The 16,855-nt window shown below is 75.9% G+C and carries 21 protein-coding genes; 7 read left to right on the top strand and 14 right to left on the bottom strand.

What is annotated here, in order from left to right:
* Positions 1–80: 80 nt before the first annotated feature.
* Positions 81–857, bottom strand: coding sequence for an isoprenyl transferase (locus BJ989_RS15460; RefSeq protein WP_179518965.1), 777 nt, complete (start codon positions 855–857; stop codon positions 81–83).
* A gap of 109 nt (positions 858–966) precedes the next feature.
* Here BJ989_RS15460 and trhA point away from each other — a divergent pair, with 109 nt between their 5' ends.
* On the top strand, positions 967–1,686 hold the full coding sequence (gene trhA, locus BJ989_RS15465) for a PAQR family membrane homeostasis protein TrhA (protein WP_179518966.1): 720 nt from the start codon (positions 967–969) through the stop codon (positions 1,684–1,686).
* Here trhA and BJ989_RS15470 read toward each other — a convergent pair.
* Positions 1,671–2,552 carry a hypothetical protein gene (locus tag BJ989_RS15470; RefSeq protein ID WP_179518967.1) on the bottom strand — a complete coding sequence of 294 codons (882 nt, stop codon included), beginning with the start codon at positions 2,550–2,552 and terminating at the stop codon, positions 1,671–1,673. The two genes, trhA and BJ989_RS15470, sit on opposite strands and share 16 nt — an antisense overlap.
* 203 nt (positions 2,553–2,755) lie before the next feature.
* Here BJ989_RS15470 and BJ989_RS15475 point away from each other — a divergent pair, with 203 nt between their 5' ends.
* Complete coding sequence (locus tag BJ989_RS15475; RefSeq protein WP_179518968.1) at positions 2,756–3,466, top strand: SGNH/GDSL hydrolase family protein; 711 nt, start codon at positions 2,756–2,758, stop codon at positions 3,464–3,466.
* Between the two features lie 10 nt (positions 3,467–3,476).
* On the opposite strand, the gene BJ989_RS15480 is transcribed toward BJ989_RS15475, so the two are convergent.
* Entirely contained in the window at positions 3,477–3,980 is a 504-nt protein-coding gene (locus BJ989_RS15480; RefSeq protein ID WP_179518969.1) for a VOC family protein, read from the bottom strand.
* A 102-nt stretch (positions 3,981–4,082) separates the two neighbouring features.
* Complete coding sequence (locus BJ989_RS15485) at positions 4,083–4,850, bottom strand: pirin family protein (RefSeq protein WP_179518970.1); 768 nt, start codon at positions 4,848–4,850, stop codon at positions 4,083–4,085.
* Between the two features lie 78 nt (positions 4,851–4,928).
* On the opposite strand from BJ989_RS15485, the gene BJ989_RS15490 reads away from it, so the two are divergent.
* Positions 4,929–5,450, top strand: a complete 522-nt coding sequence (locus BJ989_RS15490; RefSeq protein WP_179518971.1) for a MarR family transcriptional regulator — start codon at positions 4,929–4,931, stop codon at positions 5,448–5,450.
* A gap of 50 nt (positions 5,451–5,500) precedes the next feature.
* Here the strand turns inward: BJ989_RS15490 and BJ989_RS17885 are convergent, their stop codons facing one another.
* From BJ989_RS17885 to BJ989_RS15520, 6 genes are all read right to left on the bottom strand, one after another.
* Positions 5,501–6,580: a sulfate/molybdate ABC transporter ATP-binding protein gene (locus tag BJ989_RS17885; RefSeq protein WP_343049419.1), complete on the bottom strand. Its 1,080-nt coding sequence runs from the start codon at positions 6,578–6,580 to the stop codon at positions 5,501–5,503.
* Positions 6,581–6,606: 26 nt separating this feature from the next.
* Positions 6,607–7,401 (bottom strand): ABC transporter permease, encoded by a 795-nt coding sequence (locus tag BJ989_RS17890; RefSeq protein ID WP_343049420.1) that lies wholly within the window; start codon positions 7,399–7,401, stop codon positions 6,607–6,609.
* Complete coding sequence (gene modA, locus BJ989_RS15505; RefSeq protein ID WP_343049421.1) at positions 7,398–8,120, bottom strand: molybdate ABC transporter substrate-binding protein; 723 nt, start codon at positions 8,118–8,120, stop codon at positions 7,398–7,400. Before modA ends, BJ989_RS17890 begins: the two co-directional genes overlap by 4 nt.
* Before the next feature lie 26 nt (positions 8,121–8,146).
* Positions 8,147–8,551, bottom strand: a complete 405-nt coding sequence (locus tag BJ989_RS15510) for a TOBE domain-containing protein (RefSeq protein ID WP_179518973.1) — start codon at positions 8,549–8,551, stop codon at positions 8,147–8,149.
* A 90-nt stretch (positions 8,552–8,641) separates the two neighbouring features.
* The gene (locus tag BJ989_RS18915) at positions 8,642–9,892 is read right to left on the bottom strand and encodes a molybdopterin-binding protein (protein WP_179518974.1); all 1,251 of its coding nucleotides are present in this window, start codon (positions 9,890–9,892) and stop codon (positions 8,642–8,644) included.
* 10 nt (positions 9,893–9,902) lie between these two features.
* The gene (locus tag BJ989_RS15520; protein WP_343049422.1) at positions 9,903–11,027 is read right to left on the bottom strand and encodes an AI-2E family transporter; all 1,125 of its coding nucleotides are present in this window, start codon (positions 11,025–11,027) and stop codon (positions 9,903–9,905) included.
* 78 nt (positions 11,028–11,105) lie between these two features.
* On the opposite strand from BJ989_RS15520, the gene BJ989_RS15525 reads away from it, so the two are divergent.
* Both BJ989_RS15525 and BJ989_RS15530 read left to right on the top strand, forming a co-directional pair.
* Positions 11,106–11,477 carry a thioredoxin family protein gene (locus tag BJ989_RS15525; protein WP_179518976.1) on the top strand — a complete coding sequence of 124 codons (372 nt, stop codon included), beginning with the start codon at positions 11,106–11,108 and terminating at the stop codon, positions 11,475–11,477.
* A 7-nt stretch (positions 11,478–11,484) separates the two neighbouring features.
* On the top strand, positions 11,485–12,138 hold the full coding sequence (locus tag BJ989_RS15530) for a methyltransferase domain-containing protein (protein WP_179518977.1): 654 nt from the start codon (positions 11,485–11,487) through the stop codon (positions 12,136–12,138).
* Here BJ989_RS15530 and BJ989_RS15535 read toward each other — a convergent pair.
* The 4 genes from BJ989_RS15535 to mca form a co-directional block, all read right to left on the bottom strand.
* The gene (locus tag BJ989_RS15535) at positions 12,110–13,309 is read right to left on the bottom strand and encodes an endonuclease/exonuclease/phosphatase family protein (RefSeq protein WP_179518978.1); all 1,200 of its coding nucleotides are present in this window, start codon (positions 13,307–13,309) and stop codon (positions 12,110–12,112) included. The two genes, BJ989_RS15530 and BJ989_RS15535, sit on opposite strands and share 29 nt — an antisense overlap.
* Before the next feature lie 120 nt (positions 13,310–13,429).
* Complete coding sequence (locus BJ989_RS15540; RefSeq protein ID WP_179518979.1) at positions 13,430–14,437, bottom strand: endonuclease/exonuclease/phosphatase family protein; 1,008 nt, start codon at positions 14,435–14,437, stop codon at positions 13,430–13,432.
* A 25-nt stretch (positions 14,438–14,462) separates the two neighbouring features.
* Positions 14,463–14,801, bottom strand: a complete 339-nt coding sequence (locus BJ989_RS15545; protein ID WP_179518980.1) for a hypothetical protein — start codon at positions 14,799–14,801, stop codon at positions 14,463–14,465.
* Between the two features lie 29 nt (positions 14,802–14,830).
* Positions 14,831–15,742: a mycothiol conjugate amidase Mca gene (gene mca / locus BJ989_RS15550; RefSeq protein ID WP_179518981.1), complete on the bottom strand. Its 912-nt coding sequence runs from the start codon at positions 15,740–15,742 to the stop codon at positions 14,831–14,833.
* A gap of 36 nt (positions 15,743–15,778) precedes the next feature.
* Here mca and BJ989_RS15555 point away from each other — a divergent pair, with 36 nt between their 5' ends.
* Positions 15,779–16,201 (top strand): DUF4307 domain-containing protein, encoded by a 423-nt coding sequence (locus BJ989_RS15555; RefSeq protein WP_179518982.1) that lies wholly within the window; start codon positions 15,779–15,781, stop codon positions 16,199–16,201.
* Positions 16,202–16,339: 138 nt separating this feature from the next.
* On the top strand, positions 16,340–16,849 hold the full coding sequence (gene greA, locus BJ989_RS15560) for a transcription elongation factor GreA (protein WP_179518983.1): 510 nt from the start codon (positions 16,340–16,342) through the stop codon (positions 16,847–16,849).
* Positions 16,850–16,855 lie beyond the last annotated feature (6 nt).

Below are 16,855 nucleotides of genomic sequence, written 5' to 3' on the forward strand. Positions count from 1 at the left end.
GCAGCCACCGGCAACGCGCGACACGCCCGGCCGCGAGGCGGCGGGCCGGTGAACGCCCGGGTGGCAGGTCCCGCGGGGGCTCAGACGCCGTGGCGGCGGTCGCGGTGCGCATAGGCCCGCATCGCCCGCAGGAAGTCCACGCGGCGGAAGTCGGGCCACAGGGCCTCGCAGAAGTAGAACTCCGAGCGGGCGCTCTGCCACAGCAGGAAGCCGCCGAGCCGCTGCTCCCCCGAGGTGCGGATCACCAGGTCGGGGTCGGGCTGGCCCTTGGTGTAGAGGTGCTCGGCGATGTGGTCGACGTCGAGGGTCTGCGCCAGCTCCTCGAGCGAGGTGCCCCGCTCGGCGTGCTCGAGCAGCAGCGAGCGCACGGCGTCGGCGATCTCGCGGCGCCCGCCGTAGCCCACGGCGATGTTGACGAGCATCCCGTCGGTCTCGCGCGTGGCCTCCTGCGCGGCCTTGAGGCGCGCCGCGGTCGCGGCCGGCAGCAGGTCGAGGGCGCCGACGGGGTGCAGCCGCCACCGGCCGGTCTCGGCGAGGGCGTCGACCGCGTCGGCGATGATCGCCAGCAGCGGCTCGAGCTCGTCGGCGGGACGGTTGAGGTTGTCGGTCGAGAGCAGCCACAGCGTGACGACCTCGATGCCCACCTCCTCGCACCACCCGAGCAGCGGCTCGATGTTGGCGGCGCCGGCGCGGTGGCCGTGGGCGGTGTCCATGCCGACGGTGCGCGCCCAGCGACGGTTGCCGTCGAGCATCACCCCGACGTGCTGGGGCAGCCGGTCGGTCGGCATCCGGCGCAGCATGCGCGCCTCGTAGGCCGGGTAGAGCACCCGGCGCACACCGTTCCTCCAGTCGGCCACCCGCGCATGCTACGCCGATCCACGCCCGCCGGGAGCCGCCCGCGCACCACCCCCGGCAGGCTCCCGACGACCCGCCGACCCCGACCTACGGTGCGGTAGGTTGTGGCCCATGGACTCCCGCGCCTCGCACCTGCGGCAGGAGGCGGGCGAGCAGCTCCGAGAGCTGGTCGACGAGGTCAAGCCCCACCTGCGCGGCTGGCTGCACCTGGCCACGGCCCCGCTCACCCTCGTCGCCGGCATCGTGCTCATCGCCCTGTCGCCGACGACGACGACCCGCATCGGCTCGACGGTCTTCATCGCCTCGGCGCTGGTGCTCTTCACCGTCTCCGCGGTCTACCACCGCGGCACGTGGTCACCGCGCACGTGGGCGGTGCTGCGGCGTCTCGACCACTCCAACATCTTCCTGCTGATCGCCGGGTCCTACACGCCGTTCACGCTCATCTTCCTCGAGGGTCGCGACGAGGTGCTGCTGCTGTCGATCGTCTGGACGGGCGCGGTGCTGGGAGTGCTCTTCCGCGTCTTCTGGGCCGACGCGCCGCGGTGGCTCTACACCCCGATCTACATCGCGCTCGGCTGGGCCGCGGTGTTCTTCGTCCCGGCGTTCGCCGGCGGCGTCGACACCGTCGGCCTCGGGATCGGCATCGCCAGCCTCGTGCTCGTGGCCGCCGGGGGCGTGCTCTACACCCTCGGCGGCGTGGTCTACGGCCTCAAGCGGCCCGACCCGTCCCCGCGGTGGTTCGGCTTCCACGAGGTCTTCCACACCTTGACGATCCTGGCCTTCGTGGCCCACTACGTCGGCGTCTCGCTGGCGACCTACTCGCTGCGCTGATCCCCTGCGGCGCCGCGACGCCGCGACGCGGTCCCCGCCTCGCCGCGCCCGGCACCACGGTCGACATCCCGTCCGTGGTCCCGGCGGTCGTCCCGGTCGTGGTCCCGGTCGCGGCGCGGGCTCGGCACCGACCCGGCGTACGCCGTGGGCTGCGCGCCGCGGCCGGCCAGCGCGAGCAGGGCGGCGGCCAGCAGACCCGCGACCAGGCCGTCGACCACGACCAGGGCGAGCAGCGCCAGCACGAGGCCGTCGACGGGCACCCCCTCGTCGCCGACGAGGAGGTCGCGACCGACCAGCACGGCGACCGCGACCCCCGCGAGCCACGCGGTGCCGGCGACCGCGGCCGCCCCCGCCAGCCGGGCACGCGGGCGGGTCGCGAGGGGGCCGGCGGAGGCGGCCCACCAGTCGAGGACCCACGTCTGCGACAGCACCAGCCAGGCGGCGACGGCGACGCCGAGCTGAGGCGCGGCGAGGGTGGCGAGGGTCAGCGGCAGCGCTCCGAGCGCGGTGAGCCCCCCGACGACGAGGCCGGCCGCCACCGCGCGCCGGGCCAGGCTCCGCGGGCGGCGGCCGACCTCGGGCGCACCCGCCTCGGGGGCCGCCCGGCCCGGCCGCGAGAGCACCGCGACCACGACGCCGACCGCGACCAGCACCCCGGCGACCGCGGTGCGGGTCCACCACGTGCGCTGGGCCTCATCGACCACCGCCGGGTCGCACAGGCCGTCCACCAGGCAGGGGTGGCGCGGGTCGAAGGGGGCGTAGAACGGCGAGGCGGACCAGCCGGCCCAGGTGAGGACGGCCAGGCCGACGAGCACGAGGAGGCCGGCGGCCCCGCGGAGGAGGTGGCTGCGGGAAGGTGCGGTCACGCCCCCATGGTCCCCCTGCGGGTCGCCCTCGACACCACCAGGACCCCGGGTGTGACCGGGGACGCGCACAAGATCACCCTCAGGTCCACCGCAGGAGGACCGATCTGGCTCAGGTCGGGGCCGCGGATGCCGTTCACTACCGACGTCGAGCGGCGCGGGCCCGGTCGACCGGAGCACCCGACCGCCCGCGTCGGAGATCCGCCATGCCTCGGGCCACCACCCCCGGCAGCGCTGCTGCGCGCCCCGCCCCCCTGTCCGCGCCCCTGTCGCCGGCTGCGGCCCTGCTGCTGCTCGTCGCGCTGGTCGCGCCGCTGCTCGGTGCTCAGCTGGTGCTCGGTGCCCGCGCCGACGCCGCCGCCCCGGCCACCTCGACCGCCCCGGCCACCCGGGTGGCGGGGGCCGTCGACGAGAGCCGCGTGCTGGTGCTGGGGGACTCGCTCACCTGGCGCGGACGCTCCGAGCTCGCCGCGGCGCACCCGTCGTGGACGATCGACGGCGTGCGCGGCCGCAGCGTCCTCGAGCTGCCCTGGCTGCTGCGGGCGCACCTGCGCAGCAGCACCCCGGACGCCGTCGTGGTCGCCCTCGGCACCAACACCGCGCGCCGCTGGACCAAGGACTCCTACCGCCGGGCCGCCGCCCTCGTGCCCCGCGGCGTGCCGCTCGTCTTCGTCACGCCCTACCGCGACCCCCGCGCCGACACCACCCGCAACGCGCGGGTGAAGGCCGAGCGTGCGACGCGCTACGCGACCTGGATGCGCGAGCTCGCCCGCGAGGGCGGTCGCCGCTGCGTGGCCGACTGGCGCGCCCTGGCCGCGCAGCACCGCTGGCTGCTCATCGACGGCGTCCACCAGACCCCGCCGGCCGAGCAGACCTGGGCCCGGGTCGTCGGCGACGCGGTCGCCCGCTGCAGCTGAGCCTGGACGCTCAGAGCACCTGCTCGCCGTACATCTCCCCCAGCGGGTCGGCGATCAGCTCGATGCGCGCGCCGTCGGGGTCGGTGAAGTAGACCGACACCCCGCTGTGCACGACGTGCTCGACACCGGCCTCGGTCAGGCGGGCCACGAGCTCCTCCCACCGCGCCGGGTCGACCGAGATCGCGACGTGGTGCAGCCCGCCGAGGACCTCGGCGTAGGGCCCGACGTCGAGGCCGGGGAAGTCGAAGAAGGCCAGCAGGTTCTCGTGGCCGATGTCGAAGAAGAAGTGCGACGACCCGGGGTAGTCACGGTTCTCGATCAGCTCGGTGAGCGGGAAGCCGAGCAGGTCCTGGTAGAAGCGCACGGTCCGCTCCACGTCGCTGCTCACCAGCGCGGTGTGGTGCAGCCCGCGCGCGGTCGACGCGGGCCGCTCGCCGGCGGGGCGCAGGTGCGCCTCCCGGATCCGGGCGCGTGCGGCGGCCACCGCCTCGAGGTCGACGTCGGTCTGGGTCACGGCTCCTCCTGGGGAGTGCGTCAGGGGCTGGGGCTGGTCGGGCCGGCGGGGCCGGTGGGGCCGGTGGGAACGGGGGCCGGCGGGACTGGTGGGCTGGCGGGGTCAGGCGGCGATGCCGGCGTGCATCTCCCACACCAGCACCTCGGCGGGCTCGGTCGCGGTGACCCGCTGACCGCCGGTGGCCGTGAACCGCACGGCGTCGCCCTTCTCCAGCGCGCCGGCGCCCTCGAGCGTCACGGCACCGCGGGGGACGAAGAGGTGGAGGTAGGGCGCGTCGGGCAGCTCGACCGACCCGCCGGGCTGCAGCCGGGCGACGTGCAGCGCGGCGTAGCGGTTCTGGATGCGGATCGCGGTCGCGTCGGCGTGCTGCGGCATGCCGGAGGCGACGGTCACGAGGCCGCCGGAGAGCAGCTCGTGGTCGATCTCGAGCTGCTCGTAGCCCGGCTGCACGCCGGAGGAGTCGGGGACGACCCACATCTGCACGAAGTGGACCGGGTCCTGGTGGGTCTCGCCACCGAGGCGCCACGAGTCGTTCTTCTCCGAGTGCAGGATGCCGCGGCCCGCCGACATCCGCTGCGCCAGTCCGGGGTAGATGACGCCGTTGTGGCCGGTGGAGTCCTGGTGCACCAGCGAGCCCTCCATCACCCAGGTGACGATCTCCATGTCGCGGTGCGGGTGGGTGTCGAAGCCGGTGCCGGCCATGACCACGTCGTCGTTGTTGACCATCAGCAGCCCGTGGTGGGTGTTGCGGTGGTCGTAGTGGTGGCCGAAGGAGAAGGAGTGGTGCGAGTCCAACCAGCCGACCTGGGTGCTGAAGCGGTCGGCGGCACGGCGCACGTCGACGCTGGGGGTGAGCTGCACGGTGCTCATGGTCTGCCTCCTGGGGATGACGGGGCGGTCACACGCTCAAGTTACATGACGCATCAACTATTCCGGTAGGCTCGCCTCGTGACCGCACCCGGACCCTGGCTCGACGACGACGAGCAGCGCGTGTGGCGGCAGTGGCTGGCCGTCAGCGCCCGGCTGCCCGCGGCGCTGCACCGGCAGCTGCAGGAGGGCACGGGCCTCTCGCTGCCCGACTTCGACGTGCTGGTGCGGCTGACCGACACGCTCCCCGACGCTGACGCGCCCACGGTGCGCGACGCGGGAGGCGCCGCCACCGCAGACGGGACGAGCGCGGCGCGGCTGCGGGTCGGCGACCTCGCCGAGGCGCTGCAGTGGGAGCGCAGCCGGCTCTCGCACCACCTGCGCCGCATGGAGGGCCGCGGCCTCGTGGCCCGCGAGGAGTGCGCCGACGACGGGCGCGGCGCTTTCGTGGTGCTGACCCCCGCGGGCCGCGCCGCGATCGAGGCCGCCGCCCCCGACCACGTGCGCCTCGTGCGCTCCCTCGTCTTCGACGCGCTCACGCCTGCCCAGGTGACGGCCCTGGGCGAGGTCACGGCCGCGGTGCTCGCCCGCCTCGACGCCTGAGGCACGCCTGCCCGCCTGCCTGCCTCGGCGTCGCCGGACGGACGGGCGCGTCACCGGCGGCGGTGCACGGCGACCTCGGTCGCCTTCACGGCGAAGAGCGCCCGGTCGCCCGGCGCGAGGTCGAGCTCGGCCGCGGCCTGCACCGTCACCTCGGCAGCCAGGTCGCCGGCCCGCAGCCGGACCCGGTCGCCGTGGGGCTCGACGTCGGTGACGACCACCGGCAGGGCGTTGCGGGGGCTGCCGCCGGGTGCGTCGCGGTGCACCGCGACCGCGGTCGGCCGGAAGACCGCGACCACCTCCTCGCCCTCGGCCGGGGGGCCGTCGGCCGGGTCGGGCTCCCCGACGACGCGTCTCCCGTCGGCGGTCTCGACCGCCCCGCCCCGCCACCGCCCCGCGACCAGGTCGAGGCCCGCGATCCGGGCGGCGAAGGCACTGCGCGGGCGGGTGAGCACGTCGGTCGTCGCGCCGGCCTCGACCACCCGGCCGGCCTCGAGCACCACCACCCAGTCGGCCAGCAGCAGCGCGTCGAGCACGTCGTGGGTCACCACGAGCACCGTGCGCGCGGCCAGCACCCGGCGCAGCACCTGGCGCAGCGCGGGCGCCACCGCGACGTCGAGCGCCGCCATCGGCTCGTCGAGCAGCAGCAGCGACGGGTCGGCGGCCAGTGCCCGGGCCAGCGCGACCCGCTGGGCCTGCCCACCCGACAGTGCCGCCGGTCGGCGGTCGGCCAGGTCCTCCACCCCCACCTCGGCGAGCCAGCGGGCGGCCTGGCGCTGGGCCGTACGGCGGGGGGTGCCGGCGGCGCGCGGGCCGAAGGCGACGTTGTCGCGGGCCGAGAGGTGCGGGAAGAGCAGCGGGTCCTGGGCCAGGGTGGCGACCCGCCGGTCGTGAGGCGGCACCCACGTCGAGGTGCGGCCGCGTGCCGCGACAGTGAGGGGGCGGCCGTCGAGCACCACCTCGCCCGCGGCCGGCCGCAGCAGCCCGGCGACCGCGGCGAGGAGGGTGGACTTGCCGGCACCGTTGGCGCCCAGCAGCGCGACGGTCTTGCCGGCGGCGACGTCGAGCGCCACGTCCACGCCGCGCTCGGGCACGACGACCCGTGCCTGCAGACCGGTCGCAGGGACGGCCACGGGGCTGGTCGCGGGTCCGCGGCGCGTCACAGGGCGCTCCCCCGGCCCTGCCGGGCGGTGCCGATGACGAGCACGGCGACCACGACGAGCACCAGCGAGAGGGCGACGGCGGCGTCGGCGTCGGACTCGCGCTGCACGAAGATCAGCAGCGGCAGCGTTTGCGTGGTGCCCTGCAGGCTGCCGGCGAAGGTCAGCGTGGCACCGAACTCGCCGAGCGAGCGGGCGAAGGCGAGCACCGACCCGGAGACCAGCCCGGGCAGCACGAGCGGCAGCGTCACCCGCCGCAGGACCGTGCCGGGCGCGGCGCCGAGCGAGGCCGCGACCTGCTCGTAGCGCTCCCCCGCAGTGCGCAGCGCCCCCTCGAGGCTGACCACGAGGAAGGGCAGCGACACGAAGGTCTGCGCCAGCACGACCGCGGCGGTGGTGAAGGCGACCTCGAGGCCCAGCACCTCCAGGGTGCCGCCGAGCAGCCCGCGCCGGCCGAAGGTGTAGAGCAGCGCGATGCCGCCGACCACCGGCGGGAGCACGAGCGGGAGCAGCACCAGCGAGCGCAGCACGCCCTGGCCGCGGAAGGTCGTGCGCGCGAGGACCAGGGCCATCGGCGCGCCCAGGAGCAGGCACAGCACGGTGGCGGCCGCCGAGGTGCGCAGGCTCAGCCCGAGCGCGGACAGGGCGGCCGGCGAGGTGACGAGGGACGGCAGCGCGGCCCAGTCGACGCGGGCGACCATGGCCGCGAGGGGCAGCAGGACGAACGCTGCCCCCAGCGCGGCCGGCGCCCAGGTCCACCGCGGCAGGCCCGTCCCCCCGGGGCCGGGGCTCACGGCGTGCCGAAGCCCGCCCGGCCGAGCAGTCGACGGCCGTCGGCGGAGAGCAGCAGGGCGACGAACCGCTCGGCGAGCTCGGGCTCGGGCGCACCGGTCGCGACCGCCACGGGGTAGCGGTTGACGAGCGCGGCGGCCTCCGGGAGCGGGACCTCCTCGACCGCCTCGCCGACCTCGAGCAGGTCGGTGACGTAGACGAGGCCGGCGTCGGCCTCGCCGGAGGTGACCTTGCCGAGGACGTCGGTGACGGCGCCCTCCTCGCTGACCGGCGCCAGCGCGACGCCGGCCGCGTCGGCGACCTGCTGCGCGAGCGCGCCGCACGGCACCTGCGGGGCGCAGGTGACGAGCCGGGCGTCACCGCCCTCGGCCACGTCGGCGAGACCGGTGACGCCGGCCGGGTTGCCCGCCGGCACGGCGAGCGCCAGCGAGTTGGTGGCGAAGACCCGCGCTCCCCCCACGAGCGCGTCCTCCACCAGCCCGGCCATCGCGGCCTCGTCGGCGGTCGCGACGACGTCGACCGGGGCGCCCTGCTGCACCTGGGCGACCAGGTCGGCCGAGCCGGCCACCGAGAGCCGCACCTCGACGCCCTCCTGCTCCTCGAACTCCTCCGCCAGCGTCGCGAACACCTCGCCTGCCGACGCCGGGGCCACCACGGTCAGCACCTGCTCGTCCCCGCCGCTGCACGCCGCGAGCAGGGCGGCGCCGAGCGTGAGCGCCACCGAGGCGGACCCACGCCGCAGCGCCCTCACGCCGTGCCGCCGGCGGTCTCGACGACGACCTGCGTCGACTTCACGGTCGCGACGGCGACCACGCCCGGCTCCAGGCCGAGCTCGCGGACCGCCTCGCTGCTCATGAGCGACACGACCCGGAAGGGGCCGCACTGCAGCTCGACCTGCGCCATGACCGTGTCGACGGTGACCTCGGTGACGAGGCCGACGAAGCGGTTGCGCGCCGAGCTTGCCACCCCCGTCGGCGGCGCCGGGGGCGTGGCGTGGTCGCGGGCGAGGGCCGCGACGGCGCGGCCGTCGAGCACCTTGCGACCCGCCTCGTCGCTCCCGGCGTCGAGCACGCCCTGGTCGACCCAGCGGCGGACGGTGTCGTCGCTGACGCCCAGGAAGGTGGCTGCGTCTCGGATCCTCAGGTGCGGCATGCCACCCACCCTACAGCCGCAGGAGCGGTCCCGTCAGGGGGATGGCGACGCAGGTGCGACCGGAGGACCGCCGGTCGCCGGGCGCCGGTCTCAGACCAGCAGCCAGACCTCGACCTGCTCCCCCGCCGCGACCTCGGTGACGTGCTCGGGCAGCACGACGAGGCAGTCGGCCAGCGCCAGCGCGCCTAGGAAGTGGGAGGCGGCCTCGCCCTGCGGGCGGACGGTGCCGGCGGCGAGGTCGGCGCGGCCGCGGCGCAGCTGCAGCTTGCCGGCCGGCGAGCGCAGCGGCTCGGCGAGGGTGAGCCGCACCCGGGGCCGGGACGTGACGGCGTGGCCCTGCGCGGCGAGCACGGCGGGGCGCAGGTGCACCTCGCAGGAGACGAAGGCGCTGACCGGGTTGCCGGGCAGGCAGACGACGGGCACGCCGCGGTAGCGGCCCGCACCCTGCGGCATGCCGGGCTGCATCGCGGTCTTGGTGAACTCCACCTCGCCGCCACGGCCCGCGGCGGTGAGCCCGTCCTTGACCACCTCGTAGGCGCCCTCGCTCACCCCGCCCGACGTGACCACCAGGTCGACGCCCGCACCGCCCGCACCGCCCGCATCGCCCGCACCGCCCACCGGCGCGGTCTCCGCGTCGAGGAGCGCGAGGAACGCCTCGACGTCGTCGGCCACGAACTGCGCGACCCGGACGTCGGCGCCGACCTCGCGCAGGGTCGTGGCGACCAGGGTGCTGTTGGCGTCGTGCACCTGGCCCGGCGCCGCGGGCTGCCCGGGTGCGACCAGCTCGGAGCCGGTCGAGACCACGAGCACGCGCAGTGCCGCGTGCACGGGCACGGTGGCGACGTCGAGGGCCGCCAGCAGCCCCAGCTGCGCCGACCCGAGCCGGGTGCCGCGCGGCAGCACGACGTCGCCGACGGCGACGTCGCAGCCGGTGCGCCGCACGTGGGCCTCGGGCTCGCGCGGCTCGTGCACGGCGACCCGGTCGCGCCCGCGGTCCGTGGCCTCGACCGGCACGACCGCGTCGGCCCCGGGCGGGAGCACCGCGCCCGTCATGATCCGCTGCGCCGTGCCCGGCTCGAGCGGTGCCACGTCGACCCGACCCGCGGGGACGTCGTCGACCACGGGCAGCACCACCGGGGCGCCCGCCGCGGCTGCGGCGACGTCGGCGGCCCGCACGGCGTAGCCGTCCATCGAGCTGCTGTCGGCGCCGGGCAGCGGCACCGGGGCCCGCACGTCGTCGGCCAGCGCGCGCCCCACGGCCGCAGCGGTGGGCGACGAGGTGACCGGGGTGCTGCCGAGCAGCCCGCGCACGACGCGCTGGTGCTCCTCCACGCTCCTCACGCGGCGAACCCTAGCCCGAGGTGCGCACCGTGACCTGCTCGTCGAGGTAGCGCAGCACGACCGCCACCACTGCGGCGACGGGGACGGAGAGGAACGCGCCCGCCACGCCGTACAGGCTGGAGCCGAGGACGATCGCGAGCAGCACGACGGTGGAGTGCAGGCGCAGGCTGCGGCCCTGCAGCCAGGGCAGGAAGACGTTGCCCTCGAGCTGCTGCACGACCACGACGATGCCGAGCACGACCAGCGCGCTCACCCAGCCCTCGGTGACCAGCGCGACCAGCACGGCGAGCGCGCCGACGGTGATGGCGCCGACGATGGGGGCGAAGGCCGCGACGAAGGTCAGCGCGGCCAGCGGCAGCGCCAGCGGCACGCCCACGACGAGCAGCCCGGCGCCGATGAGCACCGCGTCGATGAGGCCGACGAGCGCCTGGGTGCGGATGAACCCGCCGAGCGTCGCCCAGGCGCGTTCCCCCACCTCGTGCAGGTGGCCGCCGACGCGGGGGCCGGTGACGTGGCCGAGCCAGGGCAGGAAGCGGTGACCGTCCTTGACGAAGAAGAAGGCGAGCACCAGCGTCAGGACGGTGGTGACCAGCGCCGAGGTCACCACGTTGATGCCGACCAGCACGCCCGAGGCGATGCTGGCGGCGCTGGAGCGGAGCCGCTCCTGGGCGGCGTCGACCGCCTGCTCAACCTGGTCGCGGGTGACCTCGAAGCGGCTCTGCTGCACCACCCACTGCTCGACCTCCTCGAGCCCGTCGGAGGCGCTCTCGGCAACCTCCGCGAGCTGGGCGCCGATCGACGGCGCCAGCAGCACGCTGCCGCCGACGACCACCGCGACGAGCGCGAGCACGGCCAGGCCCGCCGCCGCGCCGTGGGGCACGCGGAGGCGCCGCTCGAGCAGGCGGGCGACCGGCACCAGCACCGTCGCGAGGAGCAGCGCGAGCAGGACCGGGAGCACGACCGGCCAGAGGTAGGCCACCACCCGACCGAGCACCACGACCCCGAGGACGAGCACGAGCCAGCGCACGGTCCAGCGCGCCGACCAGGAGATGCCGGCCCCGAGCACGCGGGCGCGGCTGGGCGCCGCGGCCTCGGGCCCCTCGCCCGCGACCCCGCCGTCGGTCCGGCTGTCCACCTGCCTGTCCGCTCCGCTCTCCACCGGGCCAGTCAACGGGGGCGGCGCGCGCCGCCCCACCACCCGTACGGTGGACGCATGGCCACCTTCGAGCTGACCGCGGAGAACTTCGAGGCGAGCGTGCGCGAGCACGACATCCTGCTCGTCGACTTCTGGGCGAGCTGGTGCGGGCCGTGCCGGCAGTTCGCGCCGACCTACGAGGCGGCCTCGGAGCAGCACACCGACGTCGCCTTCGGCTCGGTCGACACCGAGGCGCAGCAGCAGCTCGCGGCGGCCGCGCAGATCACCTCCATCCCGACGCTCATGGCCTTCCGCGAGGGGGTGCTCGTCTTCTCGCAGCCCGGTGCGCTCCCGCCCGCCGGCCTCGAGCAGCTCATCACCGCGGTCCGCGACCTCGACATGGCCGAGGTGCACGCGCAGGTGGCGCAGCAGCAGGGTCAGCAGGGCTGACGGACCGGTGGACGCGGCCGCCTGGGACGCGCGCTACGCCGCGTCGGCGCAGGTCTGGTCGGCCGAGCCCAACGTCTTCGTGGCGCAGGCGTGCACCGACCTCCCGCCCGGCCGGGCGGCCGACGTCGCGTGCGGCGAGGGCCGCAACGCGGCGTGGCTGGCCGAGCGCGGCTGGTCGGTGACCGCGCTGGACTTCTCCGCCGTCGCGGTCGAGAAGACCCGCGCGCTGGCCGAGCGCCGCGGTCTCGCCGACCGGGTCGCCGCACGGGTCGACGACGCGACCCGGTGGCAGGCCGAGGCGCCGCTGGACCTCGTCGTGCTGTGCTATCTCCAGCTCGCCGCCCCCGCCCGCGGCGAGGCAGTGCGGCGGGCGTTCTCCGCACTGGCGCCGGGAGGCACGCTGCTGGTCGTCGCCCACGACAGCAGCAACCTCGCCGAGGGCACGGGCGGGCCGCAGGACCCGGCCGTGCTCTACCGCGCCGAGGACGTGCTCGCCGACCTCGACCCCACGGCGTACGACGTGGTGCGGGCCGGGCGCGTGGCGCGCACGGTCGGCGCGTCCAGCGGTGGGCCAGCGGCCGATCCGCACCGCGGCGAGCCGGAGCGGACCGCGTGGGACTGCCTGGTGCAGCTCAGGAGGCCGGCGCCACCAGCGGGGTGACCGTCGCCGTGGCGTAGAGGAAGTCGTGGTCGCTGGTGCGCTGCACCTGCGCCGACGTGTCGCGCACGTAGCCCGACCAGGACAGCGAGGCCTGCTCGCCGCCACCGCCCATGATCCAGTCGATGCGCAGCGGGCGCGGGGGCGGCACGCAGCCGCCGGAGGTCGAGCCGCCGTTGGCCGCCTGCAGGCCGGTGGCGCTGCCGACGCGGCAGAACCACTCCTCCTTCTCGTTCATGTCGCCCACGACGAAGACCGGCAGCCCGGAGGCGCGCAGGGAGTTGAGCTGCGCGATCTCGGTGCCGGTCGCGGCATCGCGGTCGGCCTCCTGGTCGCGCGGTGAGTTGTGGACGACCATGTGCCACGACTCCGAGCCGGAGGCCAGGTGGCGCAGCTTGACGACCGGGATCGGACGTCGCTGGCGGTCGAAGGTGGTGTCGAAGGAGTAGGCCTCGACGAACTCGAACTGCCCGGCGTCCCAGAAGAGCTGCAGCCGCTGACCGTTGCCGCCGAGTGCCTGGCCCGGCCAGTTGCCGTAGCCCCCGAGGCGGTTGCGCAGCACGGCGAGCTGGTCGTCCTGCACCTCCTGCAGGCCGATCACGTCGACGCCGCGGCTGCGGACCAGGTCGGCGACGTAGCCGGCGCGGGTGGTGCCGGAGGCGTAGCGGCTGCTGCCGCGGGTGTGCTGGCTGCCGAGCACGTTGAAGGTGCCGACCTGGTAGGAGAAGGCCTCGCCGGGGACGGGGACGGGCTCGACGGGAGCGCGCTCGAGCACGAGGCCGGGGACGACCCGCTTCGGGGCTCCCGCGACGGTCGTGCCGGGCTTGCGCCGCAGCGGCGCCGGGCGCGGGGCCAGGCGGTAGGCGGGGAAGCTGATCCCGGCCCGCGCCTCGGCCGTCGTGGTCGTCGTGGTGGTCCCCGCGGCGCCGGCCTCGCTGCGCACCTGCGAGCGGGAGGTGGTCGCGCGCTCGCCGGCGAGGACCCCCGCCGGCACGTCGGCCCCGACCGGCGTCGCGGTGATCGTCGGCCACTGCGAGGCCACCAGCAGCGCCACCGCGGTCGCCAGGACGGCGACCAGACCGGAGGTCAGGCCGAGGGGGGTGGAGCGGGTCTCCCGGGGTGCGCGGTGCGAGCCGTGCGGTGCCGGGCGCGACCCGTCGTCGGGGCGGCGCACCGGGCAAGGATAACAACGCAGGCGCGGCGTCGGTGTCGGCGTCCGCGACCGCTGCCCGGCCGGGGGCTCGGCGGGGACGAAGGTCCCGCGCCGGCCCCGGCCCGGGCCCGGTGGTCGCCGTCAGCGGCGGGGGCGCGCCACCCGCACGGTCGCCTGCACGAAGTGGTGGTCGGAGGCCCGGCGCACGCGGGGGCCGCGCGACTGGCGGTAGCCGCGGAAGTCGATGCGGCCGTCACCCATGATCCAGTCGATGATCGCGTGCTTCGGCGGGCGGCAGCCGCGGGCGGTGACCCGACCACCGTTGGGCGCGCGCAGCCCGGCGGCGCGGGCCGAGCGGCAGAAGAACTCGCGGCGCTCGTTGGCGTCGCCGAGGATGAACACCGCGCGGCCGGTGCGCCGCAGCCGCTTGACCAGGCGCACCTGCTTGCGGGTGGCGCTGTCGCGGGCCGCCTCCTGCCCGCGCGGGGAGTTGTGGATGTCGATGACGTAGAAGCGCACGCCCGAGCGGCGCTCGCGCAGCTGCACGAAGGGGATCGGGCGGCGCTGGCGGTCGAACGTGGTGGTGATGTGGCCGTGCGAGAGCTTCTCGAAGCGCTTCGTGCGCCACGCGATCTGCAGCCGCACGCCCTGGTTGCCCAGGCGGCGACCCGGCCACACGCGGTAGCCGTCGAGGCGCTTGCGCAGCACGCGCAGCTGGTCCCTCTGGACCTCCTGGAAGCCCACCACCTCGATGCCGCGGTCGCGGACCAGGCCGGCGGTGATCGCGGCCCGGCGGGTGCCCGGCGCGTAGCGGCGGCTGCCGCGCGTGTGCTGGCTGCCGAGCTGGTTGAAGGTGGCGATCTGGAACTGCGCCGCGCGGGGACGGCGCGGCCGGGTCGCCGGTGCCGCGGTCCGCGTCGGCGAGGGGGACGCGGTCGCGGCGGGGCTCGAGGTGGGGCTGGGGCTGGGGGTCGCGGTGGGGGTCGCGGTGGGGGTCGCGGTGGGGCTGGGGGTCGCCGTCGCCGTGGGGCTGGGGTCCGCGGTGGCGGAGCGCGCCGGCGAGGCGGTGGCGCCGCTCAGGAGCGAGGCGGCGAGCAGGAGCGAGGTCAGGCCCGAGGCGAGCACGGCGGCGGGGGTCGTCGTGGACATGGGGCCCTATGCCAGCAAGACCTCGTCAGTCGCGCAAATCGGGGCCCTCACCCCGGGGGGTGCGACCGGAGCCGGCGGGGCCGGCCGCGGGACCCTCGGGCGAGCCGTCCGCCGGGCCGCCGCGGTCGGTCGGGACGTCGCCGTAGACGCCCGCGTCGCGGGCCTGCTGCGCGCGGCGCAGCTGCTTGACGAGCGAGAAGCTGAGGAGCACGACGGCGGCGATCCCGAGGATGAACAGGGCGAAGGCGCCCCAGCCGGCCTTCACGTCCTCGGGCTCCGGCCCCTCGACCACCTCGTCGGCGAGGACCACGAGGCGGGTCAGCAGCGAGCCGGCGACCGGGTGGGAGAGCAGCGCGTCGAGCATGGCTCCATCCTCCCACCCCGCCGGTGAGGTCAGGGCTGCGGGATCCCGGCGAAGAGGTCGTCCTCGGGCGTCGGGGCGTCGACGTGGCTCACGACGAGCTCGAAGTCCTCGGTGGGCCACACCTCGACCTGCAGCTCGCGCGGCACGGCGAACCAGAAGCCGTCGGGGTCGATCTGCGTCGCGTGGGCGAGCAGCGCCTGGTCGCGCACGCCGAAGTAGTCGCCGCACGGGACGCGGGTGGTGATGCGGGCGTCCCACTCGGGCTCCCGCTCCCAGTTCGCCAGCCGCTCCGCCCAGGGCGACTCCAGCCCGTGCGCCAGCATCGCCTCGTGGATCGCCTCCATCCGCGGGCGGTTGAACGAGTGGTGGTAGTAGAGCTTGAGCGGCTGCCAGGGCTCCCCCGCGTCGGGGAAGCGCTCGGGGTCGCCGGCGGCCTCGAACGCCGCGACCGACACCTCGTGGCACCGCACGTGGTCGGGGTGGGGGTAGCCGCCGCGCTCGTCGTACGTCGTGACGACGTGGGGGCGGAAGTCGCGGATCAGGCGCACCAGCCGCTCGGTGGCCTCCTCGAGCGGCACGAGCGCGAAGCAGCCCTCCGGCAGCGGCGGCTTGGGGTCGCCCTCGGGCCACCCGGAGTCGACGAAGCCGAGCCAGTCCTGCCGGATGCCGAGGATGTCGCGGGCCCGCTCCATCTCCTGGCGGCGGATCTCGGTGATGTTGGCCAGCACGTCGGGCCGGTCCATCTTGGGGTTGAGCACCGAGCCGCGCTCGCCGCCGGTGCAGGTGACGACGTGCACGTCGACGCCCTCGGCGACGTACTTCGCGGTCGAGGCGGCGCCCTTGCTCGACTCGTCGTCGGGGTGGGCGTGCACGTGCATGAGGCGGTAGCCCGCGCGAGGGGCGGCTCCGCTCGCCCCGGTCGGGCCGGTGGGGACTGGCATGCCGGGGAGTCTAGGAGCGGGTGGGAGACTGGGGGCATGCAGGGATCGGTCTCCGAGCGCGACGCGCTCCTCGCCGAGCGGTACGGCGCACCCGCCCGCCGCTCCCGCCTCCCGGTCGTCGTGACGGCCGCCGCGTCCGCCCTGGTCTTCGGCGGCTGGCTGGCCTGGACCGCGTGGGACCACGCGACGCCCGACGTCACCTCGGAGATGGTGGGCTACGAGATCGACCCGCCGCACCGCGCGACGGGCACGGTCGACGTGGCGATCGCCGACGGGGTCGACCCCGCCGACGTGACCTGCACCCTGCGGGCCCTCGCCTGGGACAAGGCGACGGTCGGGGAGCTCGCCTTCTCCCCCGCCGGCAGCGGCCGGCAGACCCTCGAGGTGCGCACCGAGCGCGAGGCCACCTCGGTCGACGTGGTGGGCTGCACGACGCCCGACCAGCAGCGCGCGCGTTGACCGGTCGCTAGACTCGACCATTCCGCTCCGCGACGGAGCGGCCGCGCCACCGTGCGCACCCCCGATCGTCCACGCGCACCACGACTGCCGCCGCGCGCCCCCGGGCCGCGAGCGGCACCCGCACGTCAGGAGCAGGAGATGACCCAGCACAGCGAGCAGCAGACCGTCTGGCTGACCCAGGAGGCCCACGACAAGCTGCAGGCCGAGCTCGAGGACCTCAAGGGCCCGAAGCGCCAGGAGGTCATCGAGCGCATCGCGGCCGCGCGCGACGAGGGCGACCTCAAGGAGAACGGCGGCTACCACGCCGCCCGCGAGGAGCAGGGCCGCCTCGAGGGCCGCATCCTGCAGCTCGAGGACATGCTCCGGCGCGCCGAGGTCGGCGAGACCCCCGCCAACGACGGCGTCGTGGAGCCCGGCATGGTCGTCACCTACAAGTTCGTCGGCGACGACGACGACGACGAGGCCGAGACCTTCCTCCTCGGCGCCCGCGAGATCGAGGACGGCGGCGACCTCAAGGTCTACTCGCCGCAGTCGCCCATGGGCCAGGCCATCAACGGCGCGACCAAGGGCGACACCGTGTCCTACGAGGCGCCCAACGGCAAGACCCTCGAGGTCGTCGTGCTGGACGCGGTGCCCTACACCGGCTGACGTCGC

Origin of the sequence: Nocardioides perillae (assembly GCF_013409425.1) — a bacterium.
In the GTDB taxonomy this organism is placed as follows: domain Bacteria; phylum Actinomycetota; class Actinomycetes; order Propionibacteriales; family Nocardioidaceae; genus Nocardioides; species Nocardioides perillae.

What these genes read in the sequence shown, in the direction of transcription:
- greA (WP_179518983.1), top strand. Translation starts at nt 16,340, where the DNA reads ATGACCCAGCACAGCGAGCAGCAGACCGTCTGGCTGACCCAGGAGGCC.
- BJ989_RS15525 (WP_179518976.1), top strand. Translation starts at nt 11,106, where the DNA reads ATGGCCACCTTCGAGCTGACCGCGGAGAACTTCGAGGCGAGCGTGCGC.
- BJ989_RS15555 (WP_179518982.1), top strand. Translation starts at nt 15,779, where the DNA reads ATGCAGGGATCGGTCTCCGAGCGCGACGCGCTCCTCGCCGAGCGGTAC.
- mca (WP_179518981.1), bottom strand. Translation starts at nt 15,742, where the DNA reads ATGCCAGTCCCCACCGGCCCGACCGGGGCGAGCGGAGCCGCCCCTCGC.
- trhA (WP_179518966.1), top strand. Translation starts at nt 967, where the DNA reads ATGGACTCCCGCGCCTCGCACCTGCGGCAGGAGGCGGGCGAGCAGCTC.
- BJ989_RS15540 (WP_179518979.1), bottom strand. Translation starts at nt 14,437, where the DNA reads ATGTCCACGACGACCCCCGCCGCCGTGCTCGCCTCGGGCCTGACCTCG.
- BJ989_RS15545 (WP_179518980.1), bottom strand. Translation starts at nt 14,801, where the DNA reads ATGCTCGACGCGCTGCTCTCCCACCCGGTCGCCGGCTCGCTGCTGACC.
- BJ989_RS15510 (WP_179518973.1), bottom strand. Translation starts at nt 8,551, where the DNA reads ATGCCGCACCTGAGGATCCGAGACGCAGCCACCTTCCTGGGCGTCAGC.
- BJ989_RS15485 (WP_179518970.1), bottom strand. Translation starts at nt 4,850, where the DNA reads ATGAGCACCGTGCAGCTCACCCCCAGCGTCGACGTGCGCCGTGCCGCC.
- BJ989_RS15475 (WP_179518968.1), top strand. Translation starts at nt 2,756, where the DNA reads ATGCCTCGGGCCACCACCCCCGGCAGCGCTGCTGCGCGCCCCGCCCCC.